The organism is Longicatena sp. (assembly GCF_982403165.1).
This window is the reverse complement of the sequence record NZ_CEVYEL010000026.1, coordinates 16,722-37,807: the sequence shown is the minus strand read 5'-3', so window position 1 is coordinate 37,807 and position 21,086 is coordinate 16,722. Positions and strand designations below refer to the sequence as shown.

The window sequence follows — 21,086 nt, the reverse complement described above, 5'->3', positions numbered from 1 at the left end:
AACTACGCCCCGAGGGATTTTCACCCTAGATATGTGGCATGCCCGCCACACATGATAAAAAAGCAGTGACAACACTGCTTTTTTATAAGATAAGATGATTTTTACAATTATAAAACGGACATTGCATAAGAAAGTGTATAGCCCAAAAGTTTTTGGAAGGGTTTACAAAAGCTTTGAAAAATGTTATTATAATCTCAGGAAATAAGTACCTTATTTCTAATATCATAATATTGGCTCTATTATGATAGAAATGGAAATGGTTTTCTTGCATTCCTTCCTTTCATTGTAAGAGATACCTTCCATATTCATATCGATTTCCTTTCGATAACCTATTTAAGAAGGACGTGGTGATGCGCGTCCTTTTTAAAAGCTATGTAAGGGAACAAGAACGTTCCCTGTAATACTACCAGCGATTGCAGTTATTCCAATTGTTGTTGCAGCCACATCCAAAATCGCCTTCGATACTACGCATGCAGTTAACAAACTGACGAGCACAACGGTTTTCTCTTGCTCTGCGGCATGCTGCATGATGAGCAATACGTTCTACTTCACGGAACAATGCATCATCATAGTTGTTGTTACAAGAGCAACAGTTACAACCTTTGTTGAAGAAGTTACCATCGTTAAAGCCTCTGTTGAAGTTACCATTACACATAAACAATTCCTCCTTTATGAGATACGTTTTTTCTTAACGTATCTTCATCAATAAGGTATGAATAGCATTGCTTGCCCATTTAGGCAATCGCTCGTACTTTTTTAAAAATGAGAAGAACGCCCGTATGAAAGATAAGGCAATCCATAATATATACCGATATAAAAATTGCTTGTTGCGCTAAGTTTATGGTATGCTGATGGTGGTGATCCTATGAGACATAAAGAACAATGGAATTTAATAGCGGCCGCATGTATATTGGTCTTGTTTGTTGTGACGATTTTCATACCGTCATTTGAGCCGTTAGCTAAGACAATCGCACTTTTGCTATATGCATTGGTTAGTATAATATCCTTACAAAAGCAAAAGAAAGAGGGAGAGGATATTCAAAAAGCAGCTATGTTTTCCCTTGCGGTTTTTCTCATTTTAGGCTATTTACTCTTTTTTGTATGATGTGAGATGAAAAAAGTCAGTGAAACATTGACAAAAACATGAAGAATTGAGTATACTAATACTCGTAAAGGCGATGAATTAAAGTAGTACCTTGGAAAATAATGCAGAGAGTCAGCTGGTTGGTGAAAAGCTGAAGTATGGAACAGGGGAACTCGTTAAGGAGCCGATAAGCACACTTATCCGTTTTACTTCGCGTTAAGAAGAAATGAAGGGCTTTTTTCCTTAAGAAAAAAGAACTAAGGTGGTACCGCGTTGAACAACGTCCTTAGAATGTTTAAGGATGTTTTTTTATTACAAAAGGAGAATGATTATGAACTATCAACACCAGAAAGTAGAGAAAAAATGGCAAACGTACTGGAAAGAGAATAAAACTTTTGCCTGTGACACACATGATTTCAGTAAGCCTAAATTTTATGTATTGGATATGTTTCCATATCCAAGTGGAAATGGTTTGCATGTTGGCCATCCAGAAGGCTATACCGCTACCGATATTTTGGCACGAATGAAACGCATGCAAGGTTACAACGTATTACATCCAATGGGATGGGATGCTTTTGGCTTGCCGGCAGAGCAATTTGCTATTCAGACAGGAAATCATCCTGCTGAATTCACAAAGAAAAACGTTGATCATTTCCGTGAACAGATTCAGTCTTTAGGTTTCTCCTATGATTGGGATCGCGAGATTTCAACGACAGATCCTGATTATTATAAATGGACCCAATGGATTTTCTTGCAGCTTTATAAGAAAGGGTTAGCATATGTTGATGAGATTCCTGTAAACTGGTGTCCTGAATTGGGGACGGTTTTAGCTAATGAAGAAGTCATTGACGGAAAGAGTGAGCGAGGTGGCTACCCAGTCATTCGTAAGCCGATGCGTCAGTGGGTCTTAAAAATCACAGAATATGCAGAGCGTCTGTTAGAAGATCTGGAGTTATGCGATTGGCCACAATCCACCAAAGAAATGCAGATCAATTGGATTGGTAAATCACAAGGCGCTAATGTTATCTTTAAGATAAAGAATACAGATAAAGAATTTACGGTATTTACGACACGCTGCGATACTTTATTTGGCGCTACTTATTGTGTTATGGCACCTGAACATCCATATGTAGATGAAATCACGACAGCTGCTCAAAAAGAGCAAATAGCTGCTTATAAGAAGACTTGTGCATCAAAGTCTGATTTAGAACGTACGGAATTAAACAAAGAGAAAACAGGTGTTTTTACTGGCGCTTATGCGATCAACCCAGTAAATGGAAAAGAAGTTCCTATTTGGATTAGTGATTATGTATTAGCAAGTTATGGAACTGGAGCAATCATGGCTGTTCCTGCACACGATACCCGTGATTATGAATTTGCTAAGAAATTTAATATCGAAATCATTCCTGTTTTAGAAGGCGGAGATATCAGCAAAGAAGCCTTCACGGAAGATGGTGTTCACGTGAATTCCGCGTTCTTAAATGGTATGGGAAAACAGGAAGCCATTGATACTATGATCAAATGGTTAGAAGAACATCATTGTGGTTGTGCAAAGACAACATATAAATTACGTGATTGGCTGTTTTCTCGTCAGCGTTACTGGGGAGAGCCAATTCCTATTATCCATATGGAAGATGGTACGACACGCACGGTTGATATTGATGAACTGCCACTTGAATTACCAGAAACTAAGATTTTCAAACCAAATGCAAATGGCGAATCACCATTAGCACATTGCGAAGATTGGTTGAATGTCGAAATCGATGGTGTTAAAGGAAAACGCGAAACCAATACGATGCCACAATGGGCTGGCAGCTGTTGGTATTATCTGCGTTATATTGATCCTAAAAATCATGAAGCAATTGCAGATGAAAAACTATTAGAACATTGGTTGCCAGTAGATTTATATGTCGGTGGTGCTGAACATGCGGTATTACACTTATTATATGCACGCTTCTGGCATAAAGTATTGTATGACTGCGGTGTTGTAAAAACCAAAGAACCTTTCCAAAAATTATTCCATCAGGGAATGATCTTAGGAGAAAATAACGAAAAAATGTCAAAATCGCGTGGAAATGTTGTAAATCCAGATGATATCGTTGAAAGCCATGGTGCTGATGCGCTGCGTGTATATGAAATGTTTATGGGGCCACTTGAAGCTGCTTTGCCTTGGAGTACGACCGGATTGGATGGTTCTCGTAAATGGTTGGAACGTGTTTGGCGCTTATATACCGAACAAAATAAATTAGCAAAAGAGAATGATGGAAAATTAGATAAGGTCTATCATGCAACTGTAAAAAAGGTAACACATGACGTCGAAACCTTGAACTTAAATACAGCGATTTCACAAATGATGATTTTTATCAATGAATGCTATAAAGCAGATACTATTTATGAAGAATATGCAAAAGGTTTCTTAAAAATGTTTGCATGTTTTGCTCCACATATGGGGGAAGAAATCTGGCAGGATGTCTTCCATGGAGAACAAACTATTGCATATGAACCTTGGCCGACATATGACGAAAGTAAATTGATTGAAAGTGAAGTTGAAATCATCGTTCAGGTGAATGGTAAATTGCGTGGTAAATTTAAGATTGCAGCGGATGCGAATGAGGATGCTATTAAAGAAGAGGCATTACAGTTAACGAGTGTGAAAGCACAATTAGAAGGTAAAACCATTCGTAAGATCATTGTTGTAAAAGGTAAAGTTGTGAATATCGTTGCAAATTAATTTCATGAGAAACCATATGGGTCATCCGATGGTTTCTTTTTTTGCATGTAAACGATTCATTATATAAATAGCTTATGCTATCCTTATCGAAGAAGAGGTTCACATATCGCTTGCTTTTAGTCTTTCCATGGGGATGTCTTAGAAAATGACAAGTCGACTTGTCACATAGAAACAAGCATCTTAAGCTTTTTTGTAAGCGTTAAATCTGTTACAATAAAGATAATAAATAAGCTTTAAAGAGCAGGTGATAGGATGAATAAAAAAATTGCTATACTAAAACGCAAAAAAGCGATACGTAATCTGATTACATTGTTGGCAGTCATCACGTCTGCTTTGCTGCAGACCTTTGTTATTCAATCTATGATTCGTCCTGCTAATATGTTATCTAGTGGATTTACCGGCGTTGCAATCTTAATTGACAAAATTGCAGCATTATATGGTGGTTCTATATCTACCTCAATCGCTATTATCATGTTAAATGTACCAGTTGCCCTTTTATGTTATAAAAGTATTTCGGCAAGATTCACATTCTTCTCTTGTATTCAATTTGCCTGTACAAGTCTCTTTCTACAAGTGATGAATTTTCAGCCAATGTTTCATGATATCGTATTAAATGTTATTTTTGGTGGGTTCCTTTATGGAATCGGTACTACTCTGGCATTAAAAGGCAATGCTTCCACCGGTGGAACTGATTTTATAGCCTTGTTTGTGTCGAATCGTTTAGGCAAATCCATATGGTCCTATGTGTTCCTCTTTAATGCGGCTATCTTATGTATCTTTGGTTCTATGTTTGGTTGGATTTATGCCGGATATTCAATTATATTTCAATTTATCTCAACAAAGACAATTGATGCTTTCCACCACCGTTATGAACGTGTTACCTTGGAAATTCTCACAAGTGATGCAGAAAGTGTTGTAGATACGTATGTAGATCATTTTCGCCATGGCATTACCTGTGTACAAGGATATGGGGGCTTTTCACACAAAAAGATTTATATCCTACATACTGTTGTCTCTACGTACGAAGTTGCTGATATCATTGAATTACTTAAACAAACTGATGAACGAATTATAGTTAATGTTATGCGTACAGAACAATTTTTTGGTAATTTTTATCAAAAGCCTTTTGAATGATGAATCATCGTACGCTAATTGATTTACGTAACATCAACATGGTTCTAGGAAGACTTTTATTTGGCACTTGTTGAACTGTAATAACACTAATTCTCGGGTTTAGCTAATCGCTATGAATCGTATTACACGAAATGGTTTTGATGGAAAATGCTTACAAGCAAGCAAAGCGTGATACGCAACAAAGGCTTGTTTCATGCGTCGATCAGGATTTTCTTGCGTTAAAAAGCATATGTATGCTATACTATATGAGGAAATTTGGAAGGTGATAAAAATGGGTAGACATTTTGAAGTGCGCGCCGCTTCCATGGCTAAGACGGCTGCAGCAAAAGCAAAGAAATATTCTCGTTATGGTAAAGAAATTTTAGTAGCAGCAAAATCAGGTGTGCCTGATCCGGAAATGAATGCTGCATTAAAAAAAGTAATTGAACGTGCAAAAGCAAATCAGGTTCCTGCTGATGTTATTAAGCGTGCCATTGACAAAGCAAAAGGTGGTACCAATGAAAACTATGCACCTGCTACATATGAAGGATTCGGCTCTGGTGGAGCTGCAACCATCATTATTGACTGCTTAACAGATAATGCAAATCGTACGATTGCCGATTTACGTGCATGCTTTAATAAATCACATGCGAAATTAGGTGTGAGTGGCTGTGTATCTTTCAATTATGAGCATGTTGGATTGATTTCCATTGCTTATGAAGATGAAGAGGCAATAATGGATGCTTTGATCATGGCGGAAGTTGATTTAAAAGATATTGAAGTAGAAGATGGGCAAATGACAATTACGGTAGAGCCTACAGACTTAAATAAAGCTCAGGATGCAATTGCCGAACTGATTCCTGATGTAAACTTTGATATCATGGAAGATACGATGTTGCCTAATAAGTATGTTGAACTGGAAGGTGAAGATTTGAAACTGTTCCAGCGATTGGTAACGTTACTGGATGATGTTGATGATGTACAGCAGGTATATCACAATGTTCGTAACATTAATGATCCTGTTGAATAAGAAATAGCGATAAGCGATACTTTATGGTATGACCAACCTGAGTATCGCTTTTATCATATGTAGCCATTGTTGTTTTGTTTGTTCAGATAGATAAGAAAAATCATTTATTCTCTTAAAGAAATCGTTTTTTTGTTTTACTTCTAATTGACAAACTTCGCTAAGATGGGTAAACTATAAGTAATCCGATGAAAAAGAGGCTTATCATAAAGTAAGTTACAGAGAAAAAGACATTAGCTGAGAGTCTTTGCGATGCATTTATGTTAAGGGACACTTTGGAGGAATTATCAGGAAATGGATAATCGTATGACCGCGTTAAGGTGTTAAGCAGCATTTCAATTCGAGATGAAAAAAGGTGGCACCGCGTGGAATACGTCCTTTGTGAGGGCGTTTTTTTATGCTTATGAAGATGATAAATGAATGGAGGAATGACTATGCGTTATCAGGTACCAAGAGGAACACAGGATATCCTGCCTAAGGATATTAGCAAATGGCACAAGCTGGAAGATATGATTCGTCAATTCTGCTATGTGTATAACTACGATGAAATTCGTACCCCAATTTTTGAACATACAAATGTCTTTAAACGAGGCAATGATTCCAGTGATATGGTGAATAAGGAAATGTATACCTTCCAGCTGGAAAACAGTGCAACCTCATTGACCCTACGCCCTGAAGGAACAGCAGGTGTAGCCAGAGCCTTTGTGGAACATAAGATGTTTGGCAATGCGGATCTACCAGTAAAGATGTACTATGTAGGTCCACAGTGTCGTCATGAACGTCCACAAAAGGGAAGAATGCGTATCTTTCATCAATTTGGTGTAGAAGTGATTGGCGCAAAAAGTCCAATGTTGGATGTTGAAACGATTGCTTTAGGTTGGAGCTTTGTATCCGCATTAGGATTAAAGGATATGAAAGTGTTGATCAACACTTTAGGTGATGATGAATCCCGTGCTGCATATCGCGCCGCTTTAAAGGAACACTTTAAAAACGATATTGATACCATGTGTGCGGATTGTAAGCGTCGTTATGAACAAAATCCTTTACGTATCTTAGATTGCAAGGTGGATCATGATAAAGATATTATGAAGACAGCACCTAAGATGGAAGATTATCTAAATGATGCCAGCAAACAATATTTCAAGGAAGTCTTAGAAGGCTTAGATGCTTTGGGTATTCCTTATGAAGTAGATGATCGTTTGGTTCGTGGCTTGGATTATTATACACATACAGTATTTGAAGTTGTATCCGTTAATAAGGAAATGGGCGCCCAATCTACGGTATTTGCCGGTGGCCGTTATGATGGCTTGGTAGAGTATTTCGGTGGTCCGGAAGGAATGAGTGGCATTGGCTGGGCAATGGGATTGGAACGTTTGATCATTGCTTGTGAGGCAGAAGGCATTACTCTTGATGAGGAAGATGGATTAGATGCGTATGTCCTTTGTTTAGCAGATAGCGTACATAAGGAAGTTTTGGCGATTACGACCGAATTGCGAGCAAATGGCTATCGCACAGATACAGATTACTTAGGTAGAAGCTTTAAAGCACAATTTAAAACCGTCGATCGCAAACATGCACGATGCGCGATTTTAATCGGGGATAGTGAAGTAGCAAATGGTACCGTGAATATCAAAGATGTAAAAACGCAACAGCAGTATACAGTCCCAATGGAAGAATTGATCCCAACGATGGATCGTATCTTTGGCAACGTTGGCTGTGGTGAAATTAATGAAGAAGAATAGGAAGGAAATCGCATATGGAGAGAACACATACAAATGGAGAACTACGTTTAAGTGATACTGGAAAAGAAGTTACTTTGCTGGGCTGGGTAGCCAAACGTCGTAACTTCGGAGCCTTGGTTTTTATTGATTTACGTGATCGTACAGGAATCACACAGCTGGTTTTTGATGAAACACTGGCTGAGCAAATTAAGGATGTGCGAAATGAATATATCTTACAAGTAAGTGGTACGGTCTTAGAACGAAAAGACAAGAATCCAAAACTTGCGACTGGAGATATTGAAGTTAAAGTAAATGAGGTCAGCATCATCAATAGTGCCGAAACAACTCCTATCATCGTAGCCGATGATACAGATGCTTTGGAAGACACTCGTTTAAAGTATCGCTATTTAGATTTACGTCGTCCAATCATGCAAAACAAATTAATGATGCGTCATAAGATTACCCACAGCATGCGTGAATATTTAGATAGCAAAGATTTCATTGAGATTGAAACACCAATGTTGGGAAGAAGTACACCAGAAGGTGCTCGTGATTATTTGGTACCAAGTCGTGTGCATCCGGGAAGTTTTTATGCACTCCCACAATCTCCGCAGCTCTATAAGCAATTATTGATGGTATCAGGCTTTGAACGTTATTATCAGTTTGCCAGATGCTTCCGTGATGAAGATTTACGAGCAGACCGTCAAACAGATTTTACACAAGTTGACTTAGAAACCAGTTTTTTAAGCGATGTGGAAATTCAGACGATGATGGAAGAAATGCTGCAAAAGCTGATGAAAGATGTAAAAGGCATGGATATCAGCATTCCATTCCCAAGATTAACATGGGAAGAAGCCATGAATCGTTATGGTAGTGATAAGCCAGATAACCGCTTTGCCATGGAATTGCAGGATATCACAGAGCTGTTCATTAATTGTGGCTTTAAAGTATTCCAGGATTGTATTGCAAATGCCGGCAGCATCAAAGCGGTAGTTGTCCCTGATAAAGCAAGCATGACGCGTAAAGAGATTGATAAGATTACCGAACTTGCGAAAAAGAATGGCGCAAAAGGCTTAGTAACTTTGAAATATCTCAATGGTGAAGTGAGTGGCCCTATCGTTAAGTTCTTATCTGAAGATGAAATTCATGCTTTGATTGAGCGATTAACCTTGAAAGAAAATGATTTAGTGTTGATTGTTTCAGATAAATGGAGAATTACATGTGAAGTCTTAGGTGCTTTACGTAATCATTTTGGATCCCTATTAGGGTTAAAGAAAAAAGATGAATTCTCTTACTTATGGGTTACCGATTTCCCAATGTTTGAGTACAGCGAAGAAGATGGACGTTGGTATGCAATGCATCATCCATTCACACGTCCACGTGATGAGGATATGCAATACATTGATACCGATCCAGGTAAAGTCCATGCGATTGCCTATGATGTTGTGTTAAATGGCTATGAATTAGGTGGAGGTTCTTTACGAATCTATGATGGAGCTATGCAGGATAAAATGTTTGAGGTACTTGGCTTTACAGAAGAAAAGATTCAAGAGAACTTTGGATGGTTCGTTGATGCATTAAAATATGGAACACCTCCACATGGTGGATTGGCATTTGGACTTGATCGTATCGCAATGATCTTATCTGAGAGCGACTCTATCCGTGATGTTATAGCATTCCCTAAAAATGCAAACGCAAAATGTCCAATGAGTGATGCACCTACACCAGTCGATGAAGAACAGTTGCAGGAGTTGCATATTACCATTACTGAAAAAGAGTAATAGAAGCGGATTAGGTAGTTTTAACTTATATAAGGAACAAACAACATGGATAAAATCGTGTGTAGTGACCTTAAAAAGTAGGACACATTACATGAAACTGTATTTCATAAGGATTGTTGTCTATATGCAAATAGACGCAATCCTTTTCTTTATGCAGTACTTTCCGTTATTATAGTATGCAATAGCTTCTATTATTACTGGTTAAATCGTTAAAGTTTTTTGAATGTTTGTTAGCTTTACTTAAACTAGATTAGGGTAATTACTCAAACAAGAATACACACATTCAGTTGCATTTAATGACTTTTCTGTTATAGTTTTAAATAAGAAAAAAGGCGGAGAGTTATCATGCATACAGAATCGGTAATAAAAATGTTAATTGCCTCTTTAACAAAAGGCATACGCGGAAAACTCATTTTCCTCTTATTTATCACTATCATTGTGCAATCGCAGAATGTGTTAATATCTTATGTAATGGGAATTATTGTTGATGGTTTGACATCTATGAAGTTCTCATGGGTATTACAAGTATTAGTCTTTGTGTGTATCCTAATCATTGCGATCACTGCACTTTCTACCCTACAAGCATATATCTCAAGCCACTTACAGTTTTCTTATCAACACAAGCTAAAAGAGCTTATCTATGAACATTTGTTTCGGGTAAAACTGAGTTCTCTAACAGAATCTGTTAGTGCCATCTGCGAGAAGATAGATACGGATACTTTAACTTGTGCTAACTACGTTATGGAAGATAAGCTACAAGTATATATTGACGCTGTTTTAGCATTTTTGATTACGGGTATTCTGTTTTTTGTAGATTGGCAAATTTGTCTTTTGGTACTACTGCTTGCAATTTTTAATATTGGTATATACATGATTAGCTATCAGAAGATGTTTCGCATCCACAAAGCTGAGAAGGATGCACAAACGGCGTCTTTCTCACGTGAAGTGATGTGGATGGGGCGGGGGAAACTTGTGCGATTAGAACATCTTTATGCTAACGTAAAAAAAGATATACATGCAATTTATACGACATGTGAAAAAGCAATGAAACATAGTTTGAATGTTTCATCCGCTTATAATTTCATATGTTCCATGATATCCAGCTTATCCTTAATTTTAATCATCTATCTTTCATTAAAGCGAATACAAGTTGGCGAAATTACCGTTGGTGAATTTGTTGTGGCATTTAATTTTTTCAATATGTTGGTTACGTATATATCCTCTATTTTAAATTTTGGATCGAAAAAACAGGAAATGCATATTGCGATAACGCGCTTAGATACTCTTATGGATTTAGAAGAGGAGTCTGAGGAGGGTATCAGATTAGATAGCGTTCATGATATTACCATAAAAAATTTAACCATATTCTATGGGGATAAGAAGATTGTAAAACATCTGACTTGTAAATTTAAGCAAGGAAATAGCTATGTAATCAAAGGAGCAAATGGTGCCGGTAAAAGTTCTCTTTTAGATGTATTGAGTGGCTTTCAAGCATATGAAGCAGAGGCTTTTCTAATCAATGATATTCCTTTTTCAGAACTGCAAGTATATCATTATCGAAAAAATTGTATCTCCTATGCACTTCAACAGCCATATGTTATACAGGACACCGTATTGAATAACATCAATTTTGGACAGTCTCGAAATACTACGATGCTCTTTCGTTTAGATAGTCTTAACAACCGCGATATTCATGAAGATAACATCTCCCAAGGAGAAAAGCGTAAAATTGTTTTAAATAGAGCTTTTGTTAAAGATGTTTCACTTTATTTATTAGATGAACCTGAGTCTTTTTTAGATGCTGACGCGAAAAAGAAAGTAATCGATTTTCTTATGATGAAGAAGAGTGATCGTATGATCATTATTGTATCTCATGATAAAGATATCATACAATGCGCTGATGAAGTTATTGATCTAGAAGAATCAAGATAATGGAAAATCTTAACACTTAGAAAATGTTTACTAAACAATTAAGTTTTTTGTTATATGCACCTGTGTTATCCTGTGTTATAGTGAAATAGAAAAAGCAGATGGAGGATTGTTTATGGAATATAAGTGTTTTTATGAATCTGCCATGGGAAGAATTGTTCTAACGAGTGATGGAGAAAACTTAACAGGTTTATGGTTTACTACTTCAAGATTTAGCGAGTTATGTGAAATAGAAAAAGAGCAATTCCATGAAGAACTGCCCGTTTTTCATAAGACACGTAGGTGGTTAGATGCTTATTTTAAAGGTCAAAATCCTAAAATCGATATACCTATGCGATTGAGTGGAAGTGCTTTTTGCTTACGGGTGTGGGAGATTTTAAAAACCATTCCCTATGGACAAACCATAACGTATGGAGATATAGCAAAGCAAATAGCAGCAGAACAAGGGAAAGCGAAAATGTCAGCCCAAGCGGTTGGTTATGCGGTTGGTCATAATCCAATTTCTATCATTATCCCTTGTCATCGCGTCGTAGGCGCAAAAGGAAATCTTACAGGATATGGTGGGGGATTAGATAAGAAAATACAGCTTCTTACATTAGAAAACGTAGCGATGGATGCCTTTTACCGACCAAAGAAGGGAACGGCATTATAAGTTAGTGTTCTTGTAATTGATGCATTAGACATTCGATAGGTTGCTTATCCTCACGAAAGCCTTTAAATACTGGCTGACGCATACCTCCGCTTTGTGTGTATTCCATAAATTTCACAGTGCCACATAAAAACGGCGATATCCAAGTGGCGTCCTCATTGCCATCTGGCAGGACAGAAAAAGGGCAAGGAATCGTGTCTTTGATATGGGCAAATAAATAATCTTTGGATACACCCATGGTAACATGCCCACAATATTGCAGTTTTTGGTTATCATAAGCAGCTAGCACTAAGGAGAGCATGGCATGTTCTTTGGGAATATAACCAACAACAGCAAAATCGGCTTCCAATAGATGTTTGCATTTGATCCATTCTTTTGTGCGCTTGCTTGGTTGATACAGACTTTCTTTACGCTTTGCGACGATTCCTTCCAGTTGTTGTTGCTTCGTTAAAGCAAACAAAGCTTTTCCTTCTTGTTCAATGTAACGAGAGATATTACAGATAGGGGATTCTTTAATGTTCTTTTCAAGCAATTTTTTTCGTTCCATCAAAGGCTTTTGACAAAGATCTTCACCATCAAGATTTAAAATATCAAAAGCAGTGAAGACAGCAGGAAACTTTTTACTATGTTGACGTATACGAAAAGGATCACTTGTAAGAGTTCTTCTTTGAATGGCGAAAAAATCACTTTTTCCATCTTGAAAAACATGCAATTCTCCATCGATCACACAAGGCTTCTTTGCTTGTTTATATAAACTTTTTAGTTCAGGAAACTTAGAATTTAATTTTAGATGACGTTTATTGATAAGTTCTACATGATCTTTATAAAGATAAGCTAAACAACGAACACCATCCATTTTAATCTCGTAAATATATGCATCATCGTCAAATGGAGGCTGTTCTGTTCCGATTAACATGGGATCGTATAAGGGAAATTGCATTAGTGACGCACCCGTTTCCGCTTGGTTTTCGGCTTCGTGGCTTCAATGGATTGTTTTAAGGCTTCCATAAGATCAATTGGAGTTTTATGATCTTCCTTACGATCGCTGCTGTGCAATATTTGATGACCATCGATCTTTTCTTCAATTGCATTGCGTAAGCGCTCTTGAAATTCATCATGATATGTTTCTGGTTCAAATGGTTTGCTCATGGATGTTATCAATTGTTTTGCCATGTTCAACTCAGCTTTATCAATATCCGGGTGCAGAATGGTTTTGGGATTCTCGACTAATTCTTCTTCATAGAAAAGGGTCTTGACGATAATTTCTTCATCGCTTGGGCAAAGAGCCAGCAGCGTTTCTTTAGTGCCAATAACCGTTTTAGCAACTGCAACAACATTTTCTTCCTGCATGGCTTTACGTAGCAATTCATATGCTTTTTCGGCATGTTTCTCAGGAACGGCATAATAATTCTTTTCATAATATAAATCATTGATATTGGCTAAAGAAGTGAAATGTTGAATCTGGATCGTACGATCTTTTTCAACTTTTAACTTTTCAATCTCATCGTTCGTCATGATGACATATTTATCCTTTTCATATTGATAGCCTTTTACAATATCTTCACTTTTTAATTCTTTGTCACAATTAGGACAATATTTTTTATATTTTACGCGTTCATGGGTATCTTTACAAAGTTGATTAAAGGATATAGCTGTATCCTGTGTTGTTCGATACAGTTGTATAGGGATATGAACAAGTCCAAAAGATATAGCTCCTTTATGTGCAACAGCCATGGTATCACCTCAAGGCTATTATGGCTGTTTCGGATAGTATCATTCTTATCATTATGAAATATACTTTGGTAAACTATTGTATATGATATGATTAGAAGCGTTAAAGAGGATTCTAAAGTATCCAATTTAATGGAACGCCTAAAAAAATAAAGTCAAGAGTATTATTTCAAAAGTTATCTGCTATACTATATGTGTCCGGAGGGTATAAATTTTTCCTACGCTTAGAGATAAGGGAGATCGGATGTTGTTAGATGGTGTTGAATACCTGCTACGTGTAGGGATCCTAATGTCTAACGCAGATCACCCACCTGTATATACAGGGAAAGATCTCTCCCTTCGGACGTATATGAGAAATTGACAGATGAGCAATCATCTGTTTTTCTTTTCGCTTTATTTCATGCTATACTAATTGTAAGAATAAAGGAGAAGATAATTATGGATGCAAAAGAACGTTTTATAAGCTTATATCAAGAACATATTCATCGTGACGGAAGTGATAAGCTATTAGAGTATTTATTACATCATAGTGATTTTTTTACAGCTCCTGCCAGCACTAGATTTCATGGCTCTCATGCGCAAGGATTAGTTGAACATTGCTTGAATGTATATGATTGCTTAAAAGATTACTTAGCTAGATCACGCAGTAAAGAAGTCTATCACATGGAGTATAATGAAGAGACAATTGCAATTGTTGCATTATTGCATGATATCTGCAAAGTGAATTGTTATAAAGAAAGTACACGGAATGTTAAAGTAAATGGAGCATGGACACAAGTTCCATATTATGAATTTGATGATCAGCTGCCGTATGGACACGGTGAAAAAAGTGTATATATCATTACAGGTTTTATGCGATTAAGCAGGGAAGAAGCCTTTGCCATTCGTTATCATATGGGATTTAGTGGAAATGATGATGCACGTGGTGTAGGTTACTCCTTTGAACATTTCCCTTTGTCGTTTGCTTTAAGCACTGCGGATATGGAGGCTACTTATTTCTTAGAAAGTGAAACGGTATAAGTTATCAAAATATGTAAGATTGTTTTGCGTAGGGCAAGTAACATTATAGTATATATAAAAAGACGATTAGAAAAGGTTCTGTGAAATTCTCCAGGACAATGCGTGATCGTCTTTTATTTTGCATATTTGGCAATAATTTCTTGGAAGGTTGTTGTATGATGCAGCAATGCTTCTTTTTCATCATCGCTAATTTTTAGCTTGCGCAGCATCGCTGGGTTTTCTTGGGGATGATAACAGAGAAAAGTTTTATGGCCTCGTTGTAATAGGGGGTTATCCTGCTCTTGCAGTAATACGATTGGTTTGCGGGCTTCTTCTTTTATGCGTTTGTGATCATCTTCGCGTTTCCATAAACATAACTGCTCTTCATTATACAGCATACGGATAAAATTTTTCTTAGCCATCGGGTATTGTTCATAAAAATGATTTAACATATCTTTCATCGCCTGACGTTCCGTGTAACCATCATTGGGGCAGGTACTTTTTACAAAGGGAATATCGTTTAACATTTGGGCATTCAAAATATCATTTTCATGCGCATAGATCAGCGGACGGATAAAGGTGATATCATCATTTGATAAATGCATTTTAGGCAAGAAGGTGGCTAGTTTACCGCCATGAATTGCATTCATTAATAAGGTTTCTATAGCATCATCACTGTGATGACCAAAGGCAACTTTATTACAATGTAGATCTTTTGCGGCTTGGTTAACGGTAGCTTTTTTGAACTTGGAGCATAAACTGCAGCGGATACGACCATTTTTATCTAAATTACGTTTTAATATTTCATAAACCTTGGAATCAATCTGATGGAATTCAATACCAAGGCGCTCACAAAATTGTGTCACTTCTTGAAATTCCATGTTAGGAAAGCCGAGTTTAATATGGATACCGACAACTTCAAATCGACGATCGCAAAATTTTGCATACATATGTAATGCAGTTAATAATACCATGCTGTCTTTTCCGCCACTCACTCCAACGCCAATACGATCACCATCTTGTATTAAGCCATAGTCCTGATCCGCTTTACGAATATCCCCAAGTATCTTATGTAATTTCATCCTTATCACGCTCTTTCTCAAATCTGTATCATTATACATGATTTTTTCGCTCTTTCACAGGCTAACCACAAGAAATTCTTGATTTTTATGTTATAATGATACACGGTGATGACATGGATGGTATTTTATTGATAAATAAAGAAGCAGGGATGACTTCTCACGATGTGGTTGCACAGTTGAGAAAGATCCTTCATATAAAGAAAATCGGTCACAGTGGTACATTAGACCCTAATGCGACCGGTGTCTTGCTCGTGTTGGTTGGCAGAGCTTGTAAAGTATTACCGTTTTTAGCAGATACGGATAAAGAATATATCGCAAGCATGGAATTGGGCAAGAAAACCATTAGTGATGATATTTGGGAAGAGGTTTTGGATGAAAAACCGGTTATACCAATTAAAGATTTGCAAAAAGAACTTGATAAATTTCGCGGTGTGATTGAACAGGTCCCTCCAATGATTTCAAGTATTAAAGTTAATGGAAAAAAGCTTTATGAATATGCTCGTAATCATGAGCATGTGATACGCCCGGTAAGAAGCGTGGAAATTTATGATATTCAAGCACTTGATGAGGCAAAACTACAATTTAGGGTAAGTTGTAGCAGTGGCACGTATGTACGTTCATTGTGCCATGATATTGCCGAAAACACAGGAAACTATGGATGTATGTCTTCTTTGATCCGCACGCGTGTTGGGCGATTTAGCATACAGGATTGTGTGACGTTAGATGATGTGAAAAAAGGCGAGTTTATCTTACACCCTATAAAGGACGTGTTGGATCATTACACAAGTGTTCCTTATACACCAATTTCAGATATTTATAATGGAAAACATATACGTTTACAATGTGAGGATAATCGCTTGGCAATTTTAGATAAAGGTGATGTCATAGCTTTATATGAACGTGATCATGGCGATGTCTTTCGTTGTATTCGCGGATTGTGGTAGGTGAAATTATGGAAATATTACGATTTAATATACATACACCCATAGAATGCCGGGAACGTATAACGGCTTGTATCGGGTATTTTGACGGTTTACATCTAGGTCACCAACAGTTGGTAAAACGGGTGCTGGAAATAGCTGAAAAAACCCATACCATTCCAGCGCTGATTACCTTTGATCCAGATCCCTGGGTCGTATTGAAAAAATTGCACAATATTCCCCATATTACACCGATGAATCATCGACAAGATATTGGCGCAAAACTGGGGATCCAGAAATGGATCATACTTGATTTTCAAAAGGATATGGCGCAACTTAGCTATGAACAATTTCATGAGCTTGTCTTAAAACCATTGCATATTGAAACATTAGTATGTGGTTATGATTTTCATTACGCCAATCGTGGAGAAGGCAGTGTAAAAACGTTACAGGCTCAGCATTTTTTTAAAGTAGAGGTCGTTGAAGAAATCGCCAGTGCCAATGAGAAAATTAGTTCAACTCGTATAGAACAATCCATAAAACGTGGTGAAATGGAAGAAACGGCAGATATTATGGGGCGCTTTTATGAAATGCGAGGTATTGTGAAAAGTGGTAATCGAGTTGGACGCAAGTATGGTTTTCCTACAGCGAATCTTAAAACACAGGGTGAATATATCATGCCAAAGCAGGGTGTTTATATTGGAAGTGTGTTTGTATTAGATACCTGGTGGATGGCGATTATTAATGTCGGACATAATCCAAGCTTTAATTATCAGCAAAACACATCGATTGAAGCATATTTACTTGATTTTGATAAAATGATTTATGATAAAACGGTTACATTCAGATTTCATCGTTTTTTACGCGAAGAGCAGAAATTTGCCGGCATGCAGGAGTTAAAAGAGCAGTTGCTCAAAGACTGTGATCGTGCCAGAAACTATTTTAGGCAAAGAAAGGAAGGATAGCATGCGTTTAAAGCTATTTGATACAATTGATGAGGCATTAGCGTTGCTAGAAGAAAATAATGCATTTTATCATGAAGTGGAAAAAGATATTCGTAAAGCGCTAAAAGACTTATTTGCTAATAAAACCGAGATGATCGTTGATGTGAATTCGCGCGTCAAAAGCAAAGAAAGTCTACGAGAAAAGATTATCCGCAATCGGTTTTATGTGGACTATCAAAATGCGCAAGATATTTTGGACAATCTAAGCGATTTGATTGGTTTTATTATTGAATGTCGTTTCATTGAGGATGAATATAAAGTATTAAATATCATTCGCGAACGTATGAATGTTCGTAATGAAGATGATGGGTATTATTGCAATGAGGCGCATCCACTATTTTATTTGGATTGTGCTTCCCGCCAACCACAAATTCAAAAAAATGGATTTGCCATCTATCGCATTGACGGTTACTATCTCAAAAATGGTGTGAAGGTGAATATGGAATTGCAGATAAAAGCACTGGTACATTCCTTTTGGGGAGAAATTGAGCATAAATTGGTTTATAAGAACACCAATTATTATGTGTACGATGATTTTATGAAAGATTTATTGGCCAGTATCAAAGCCAACCTGACAATAACCGATCGCCAGCTTAACATTATTTATGATCAGATGCAGTCAACATCCTTAGGAGATGCCAATATTACCGAATCAAGTTTTGAAAAACAAATCAGTAAGGCAATTAATGATTTATTCGCGACGAAAATGAATGAATCTATTGGTTTTACTATGAATCTAAAGAACACTTCAACGATTTTAGGTCATTATATCTTCATTAAGGATATTCGCTATGATGGAGGAAATAATGACCGTATTGCGACTTTGTTTCGGACGTTTAAGAAATTGAACTCCATACATATGGACTTTGAAAATGAAATTGTGATGGAGGAAGGTTTTTATTCACAAGATGTTTTTGTTCATATCTTAGGGACCTATTTACTCTCCATCATTAATGAAGACTATGATTGGTTTGTCTTCTTTAATATGTTATTTGCCATTGAACCAGGGAATAATATGGAAGACTTCAGTTTGTTCTTAACGGTAATTCGCAATTATTTGGTAGACAATTACTGGCTAAACACAAGCTTTGTACGTCTGCCGATGGATCAGAGTGATTTATTACATGATGAGTGTTCGCGAATGTTGGCGAATTCACTTTGTGAAATAGGAACGATCAAGATTATTCACGATGATAAGATGATCGCCATAAATAAGGCTTTTGTGAAGTTTATTGAAGAATTGGAAAAACGCGTCATCAGTTATTCTGATTTTATGCAGTATAAGGAAGCGTATTATGATGAATGGATGACACGTATGCGCAAGATTTTCAGTTGAGCCTATCTTTTTGAAACCTAATAGACATATTAAGATGCCCTTTTGCATAGTAGTGTAGTAGCAAGGAGGGCATTTTCTATGAATAAACAGGCACTTGCATTTCTGACCATGTTTTCATTAATTTTGATGTTAAGTGTATACTATGTCACGCTGCCAAGTGATACAACAGCAGTGATGAAGGAGAATACGCCACAAGAAGAAACTGGCGATTCTAACAGTAAAGACAAGATAGAAAATAAAGAGACGAAAACAGGGAAACAGGAAGAAAGCAAGGATACATCCAAAGTGAATGAGGCAGCGAAACTGCAGGAAGAAATTGACAAGAAAAAAGATAGTGAAATTAACAAAAACAGTTCGGTTCTATCAAAAGGTGATGCAGATGAAACAGCGAAAAAGCAGGCATTGACAACGATGGAAGAATTAAAAGATGACAAAGAAATGCAACAGAAAGTTGCACAGGCATTAAGTAAAGAAAAATTGAATGTAGCAGTTGAAATTAAGGATAATACATGTATCGTGAATGTATTTGATAAAAAAGATGAAAAAAAATTAGCAAATGAAATCATGAAAACCGTCAGTGAAGTAACAAATCAGAAATATTTCATTGAAGTCACTTTCAAATAGGAATGGTTTTTGTTATAATAGTTCCAGAGGGTGATAACTATGGCACAAGAATACATTGCTTTGAAGGAAAACAATAACGATGGTATTATCGCATTGAGCAAATCAGCTTTTCAGACGATTGCCAAGATTGTTATTGAAGAAGACGAAAATCTTAAGCTCGCAGAAACAAGTACACCATTTAAATATCCGCTTGTTTGTAAAATTGCGAACGATCAGCTGATTTTAACGATGGATGTAAAAGTGAAATACAGCGTGAATGTAAACGATGTATGCAGTAAACTGCAGGGTAAGATCTTTGAAAATATAGAACACATGACGGGCTTTCAGCCTGACCAGATTGATATTCGCGTCAGTGGCTTTATGTTTTAGAGAAATCCGCATGGATTTCTTTTTTTTGAGTTGGAGGTGAAGATATGGCGGTTAGCTTAGAGGATTGTTTGGTGATCGGAATCAGTTCAAGAGCTCTTTTTGATCTAGATGAAGAAAATCGCATTTATGAAGAAGAAGGTTTAAAAGCATATGCGGACTATCAGATTGCTCATGAAGATACGATCTTAAAGCCGGGAAGTGGTTTTGCATTAGTAAAAGCTTTATTAAAATTGAATAGTAGATTTGATAAACGTAAGGTAGAAGTGTTGATCATGTCGCGAAATTCAGCAGATACTTCTTTGCGCATTTTCAACAGTATAGCGCATTATCAGTTGGATATCAGCCGCGCTGTATTGAGTGGAGGTGCTGCTTTATCTCCTTATCTTTCTAGTTTTGGGGTTGATTTATTTCTAAGTGCCAATGAAGAAGATGTCAAAGCAGCCATCCAAGCTGGTTTTGCGGCTGGACGTATTTATACCAACGCTATTCAGGACTTTGATCCGATGCAAGAGATTGAGCAAATACGAATTGCATTTGATGGGGATGCTGTTTTGTTTAGCGATGAGGCAGAGCGCATCTTTCAGGAAAAAGGCTTGGCAGCCTTTGTGGAAAATGAGCAAAAAAAAGCTCTTCAACAATTGCCGGCTGGACCATTTGCGCGTTTTTTAAAAACCATCAGCGATTTACAGAATCATATGGATAGTACACAATCTCCCATTCGCACGGCTTTGGTAACTGCTCGCAACGCTCCAGCTCATGAACGTGTCATACGGACCTTACGGGCTTGGGATGTACGTATTGATGAGGCATTTTTCCTAGGTGGAATAACCAAAAAAGATGTTTTAAAGGCATTTGCGCCCCATATCTTTTTCGATGATCAGAAAGTGCATGCCGATGTGGCATCTCAAGTGGTACCTAGTGCACAGGTTCCATGGAAGGAATAAGAAAACTTGCATGTTTCAATCAAATACATAGTGGTTTTACAT

Annotated in this window: 19 protein-coding genes and 2 other annotated features; of the genes, 15 read left to right on the top strand and 4 right to left on the bottom strand. The window is 37.0% G+C overall.

Annotation, left to right across the window (positions count from 1 at the left end; genetic code table 11):
- Positions 1–403: 403 nt before the first annotated feature.
- A complete protein-coding gene (locus AC1VS3_RS07380) occupies positions 404–655 on the bottom strand; it encodes a hypothetical protein (RefSeq protein ID WP_008688543.1) in 252 nt (83 codons plus the stop codon).
- 210 nt (positions 656–865) lie between these two features.
- Between AC1VS3_RS07380 and AC1VS3_RS07375 the strand changes: the two genes are divergently transcribed.
- The 8 genes from AC1VS3_RS07375 to AC1VS3_RS07340 all read left to right on the top strand — a co-directional run bounded on the left by AC1VS3_RS07375 (position 866) and on the right by AC1VS3_RS07340 (position 12,038).
- The gene (locus AC1VS3_RS07375; RefSeq protein WP_008688542.1) at positions 866–1,105 is read left to right on the top strand and encodes a hypothetical protein; all 240 of its coding nucleotides are present in this window, start codon (positions 866–868) and stop codon (positions 1,103–1,105) included.
- Positions 1,106–1,169: 64 nt separating this feature from the next.
- Positions 1,170–1,375, top strand: a binding site (T-box leader).
- 40 nt (positions 1,376–1,415) lie between these two features.
- A complete protein-coding gene (leuS, locus tag AC1VS3_RS07370; protein WP_008688541.1) occupies positions 1,416–3,815 on the top strand; it encodes a leucine--tRNA ligase in 2,400 nt (799 codons plus the stop codon).
- A gap of 252 nt (positions 3,816–4,067) precedes the next feature.
- A complete protein-coding gene (locus AC1VS3_RS07365) occupies positions 4,068–4,949 on the top strand; it encodes a YitT family protein (RefSeq protein WP_008688540.1) in 882 nt (293 codons plus the stop codon).
- A 271-nt stretch (positions 4,950–5,220) separates the two neighbouring features.
- On the top strand, positions 5,221–5,958 hold the full coding sequence (locus AC1VS3_RS07360) for a YebC/PmpR family DNA-binding transcriptional regulator (protein ID WP_481275564.1): 738 nt from the start codon (positions 5,221–5,223) through the stop codon (positions 5,956–5,958).
- A gap of 176 nt (positions 5,959–6,134) precedes the next feature.
- Positions 6,135–6,338: a binding site (T-box leader), on the top strand.
- A gap of 51 nt (positions 6,339–6,389) precedes the next feature.
- Positions 6,390–7,697, top strand: a complete 1,308-nt coding sequence (gene hisS, locus AC1VS3_RS07355; protein ID WP_008688538.1) for a histidine--tRNA ligase — start codon at positions 6,390–6,392, stop codon at positions 7,695–7,697.
- A gap of 14 nt (positions 7,698–7,711) precedes the next feature.
- Positions 7,712–9,457, top strand: coding sequence for an aspartate--tRNA ligase (aspS, locus tag AC1VS3_RS07350; RefSeq protein WP_008688537.1), 1,746 nt, complete (start codon positions 7,712–7,714; stop codon positions 9,455–9,457).
- 345 nt (positions 9,458–9,802) lie between these two features.
- A complete protein-coding gene (locus AC1VS3_RS07345; protein ID WP_008688536.1) occupies positions 9,803–11,389 on the top strand; it encodes an ATP-binding cassette domain-containing protein in 1,587 nt (528 codons plus the stop codon).
- A 112-nt stretch (positions 11,390–11,501) separates the two neighbouring features.
- Complete coding sequence (locus AC1VS3_RS07340) at positions 11,502–12,038, top strand: methylated-DNA--[protein]-cysteine S-methyltransferase (protein ID WP_008688534.1); 537 nt, start codon at positions 11,502–11,504, stop codon at positions 12,036–12,038.
- A 1-nt stretch (position 12,039) separates the two neighbouring features.
- Here AC1VS3_RS07340 and ligD read toward each other — a convergent pair whose 3' ends face one another.
- Both ligD and ku read right to left on the bottom strand, forming a co-directional pair.
- Entirely contained in the window at positions 12,040–12,951 is a 912-nt protein-coding gene (ligD, locus tag AC1VS3_RS07335; RefSeq protein WP_226906202.1) for a non-homologous end-joining DNA ligase, read from the bottom strand.
- 23 nt (positions 12,952–12,974) lie between these two features.
- Positions 12,975–13,769, bottom strand: coding sequence for a non-homologous end joining protein Ku (gene ku, locus AC1VS3_RS07330; RefSeq protein WP_008688532.1), 795 nt, complete (start codon positions 13,767–13,769; stop codon positions 12,975–12,977).
- Positions 13,770–14,204: 435 nt separating this feature from the next.
- On the opposite strand from ku, the gene AC1VS3_RS07325 reads away from it, so the two are divergent.
- Complete coding sequence (locus tag AC1VS3_RS07325) at positions 14,205–14,786, top strand: HD domain-containing protein (RefSeq protein WP_008688530.1); 582 nt, start codon at positions 14,205–14,207, stop codon at positions 14,784–14,786.
- 113 nt (positions 14,787–14,899) lie between these two features.
- Here the strand turns inward: AC1VS3_RS07325 and AC1VS3_RS07320 are convergent, their stop codons facing one another.
- Positions 14,900–15,847, bottom strand: coding sequence for a tRNA lysidine(34) synthetase (locus tag AC1VS3_RS07320; protein WP_481275563.1), 948 nt, complete (start codon positions 15,845–15,847; stop codon positions 14,900–14,902).
- A 95-nt stretch (positions 15,848–15,942) separates the two neighbouring features.
- Here AC1VS3_RS07320 and truB point away from each other — a divergent pair, with 95 nt between their 5' ends.
- From truB to AC1VS3_RS07290, 6 genes are all read left to right on the top strand, one after another.
- A complete protein-coding gene (gene truB / locus AC1VS3_RS07315) occupies positions 15,943–16,791 on the top strand; it encodes a tRNA pseudouridine(55) synthase TruB (protein WP_008978356.1) in 849 nt (282 codons plus the stop codon).
- Positions 16,792–16,799: 8 nt separating this feature from the next.
- The gene (gene ribF / locus AC1VS3_RS07310) at positions 16,800–17,732 is read left to right on the top strand and encodes a riboflavin biosynthesis protein RibF (protein ID WP_008688527.1); all 933 of its coding nucleotides are present in this window, start codon (positions 16,800–16,802) and stop codon (positions 17,730–17,732) included.
- Between the two features lies 1 nt (position 17,733).
- Positions 17,734–19,107 (top strand): GTP pyrophosphokinase, encoded by a 1,374-nt coding sequence (locus tag AC1VS3_RS07305; protein WP_008688526.1) that lies wholly within the window; start codon positions 17,734–17,736, stop codon positions 19,105–19,107.
- A gap of 78 nt (positions 19,108–19,185) precedes the next feature.
- Complete coding sequence (locus AC1VS3_RS07300; protein ID WP_008688524.1) at positions 19,186–19,731, top strand: SpoIIIAH-like family protein; 546 nt, start codon at positions 19,186–19,188, stop codon at positions 19,729–19,731.
- Positions 19,732–19,770: 39 nt separating this feature from the next.
- The gene (locus AC1VS3_RS07295) at positions 19,771–20,100 is read left to right on the top strand and encodes an Asp23/Gls24 family envelope stress response protein (RefSeq protein ID WP_008688522.1); all 330 of its coding nucleotides are present in this window, start codon (positions 19,771–19,773) and stop codon (positions 20,098–20,100) included.
- A gap of 44 nt (positions 20,101–20,144) precedes the next feature.
- A complete protein-coding gene (locus AC1VS3_RS07290; RefSeq protein WP_008688520.1) occupies positions 20,145–21,044 on the top strand; it encodes a 5'-nucleotidase in 900 nt (299 codons plus the stop codon).
- Positions 21,045–21,086: the final 42 nt, after the last annotated feature.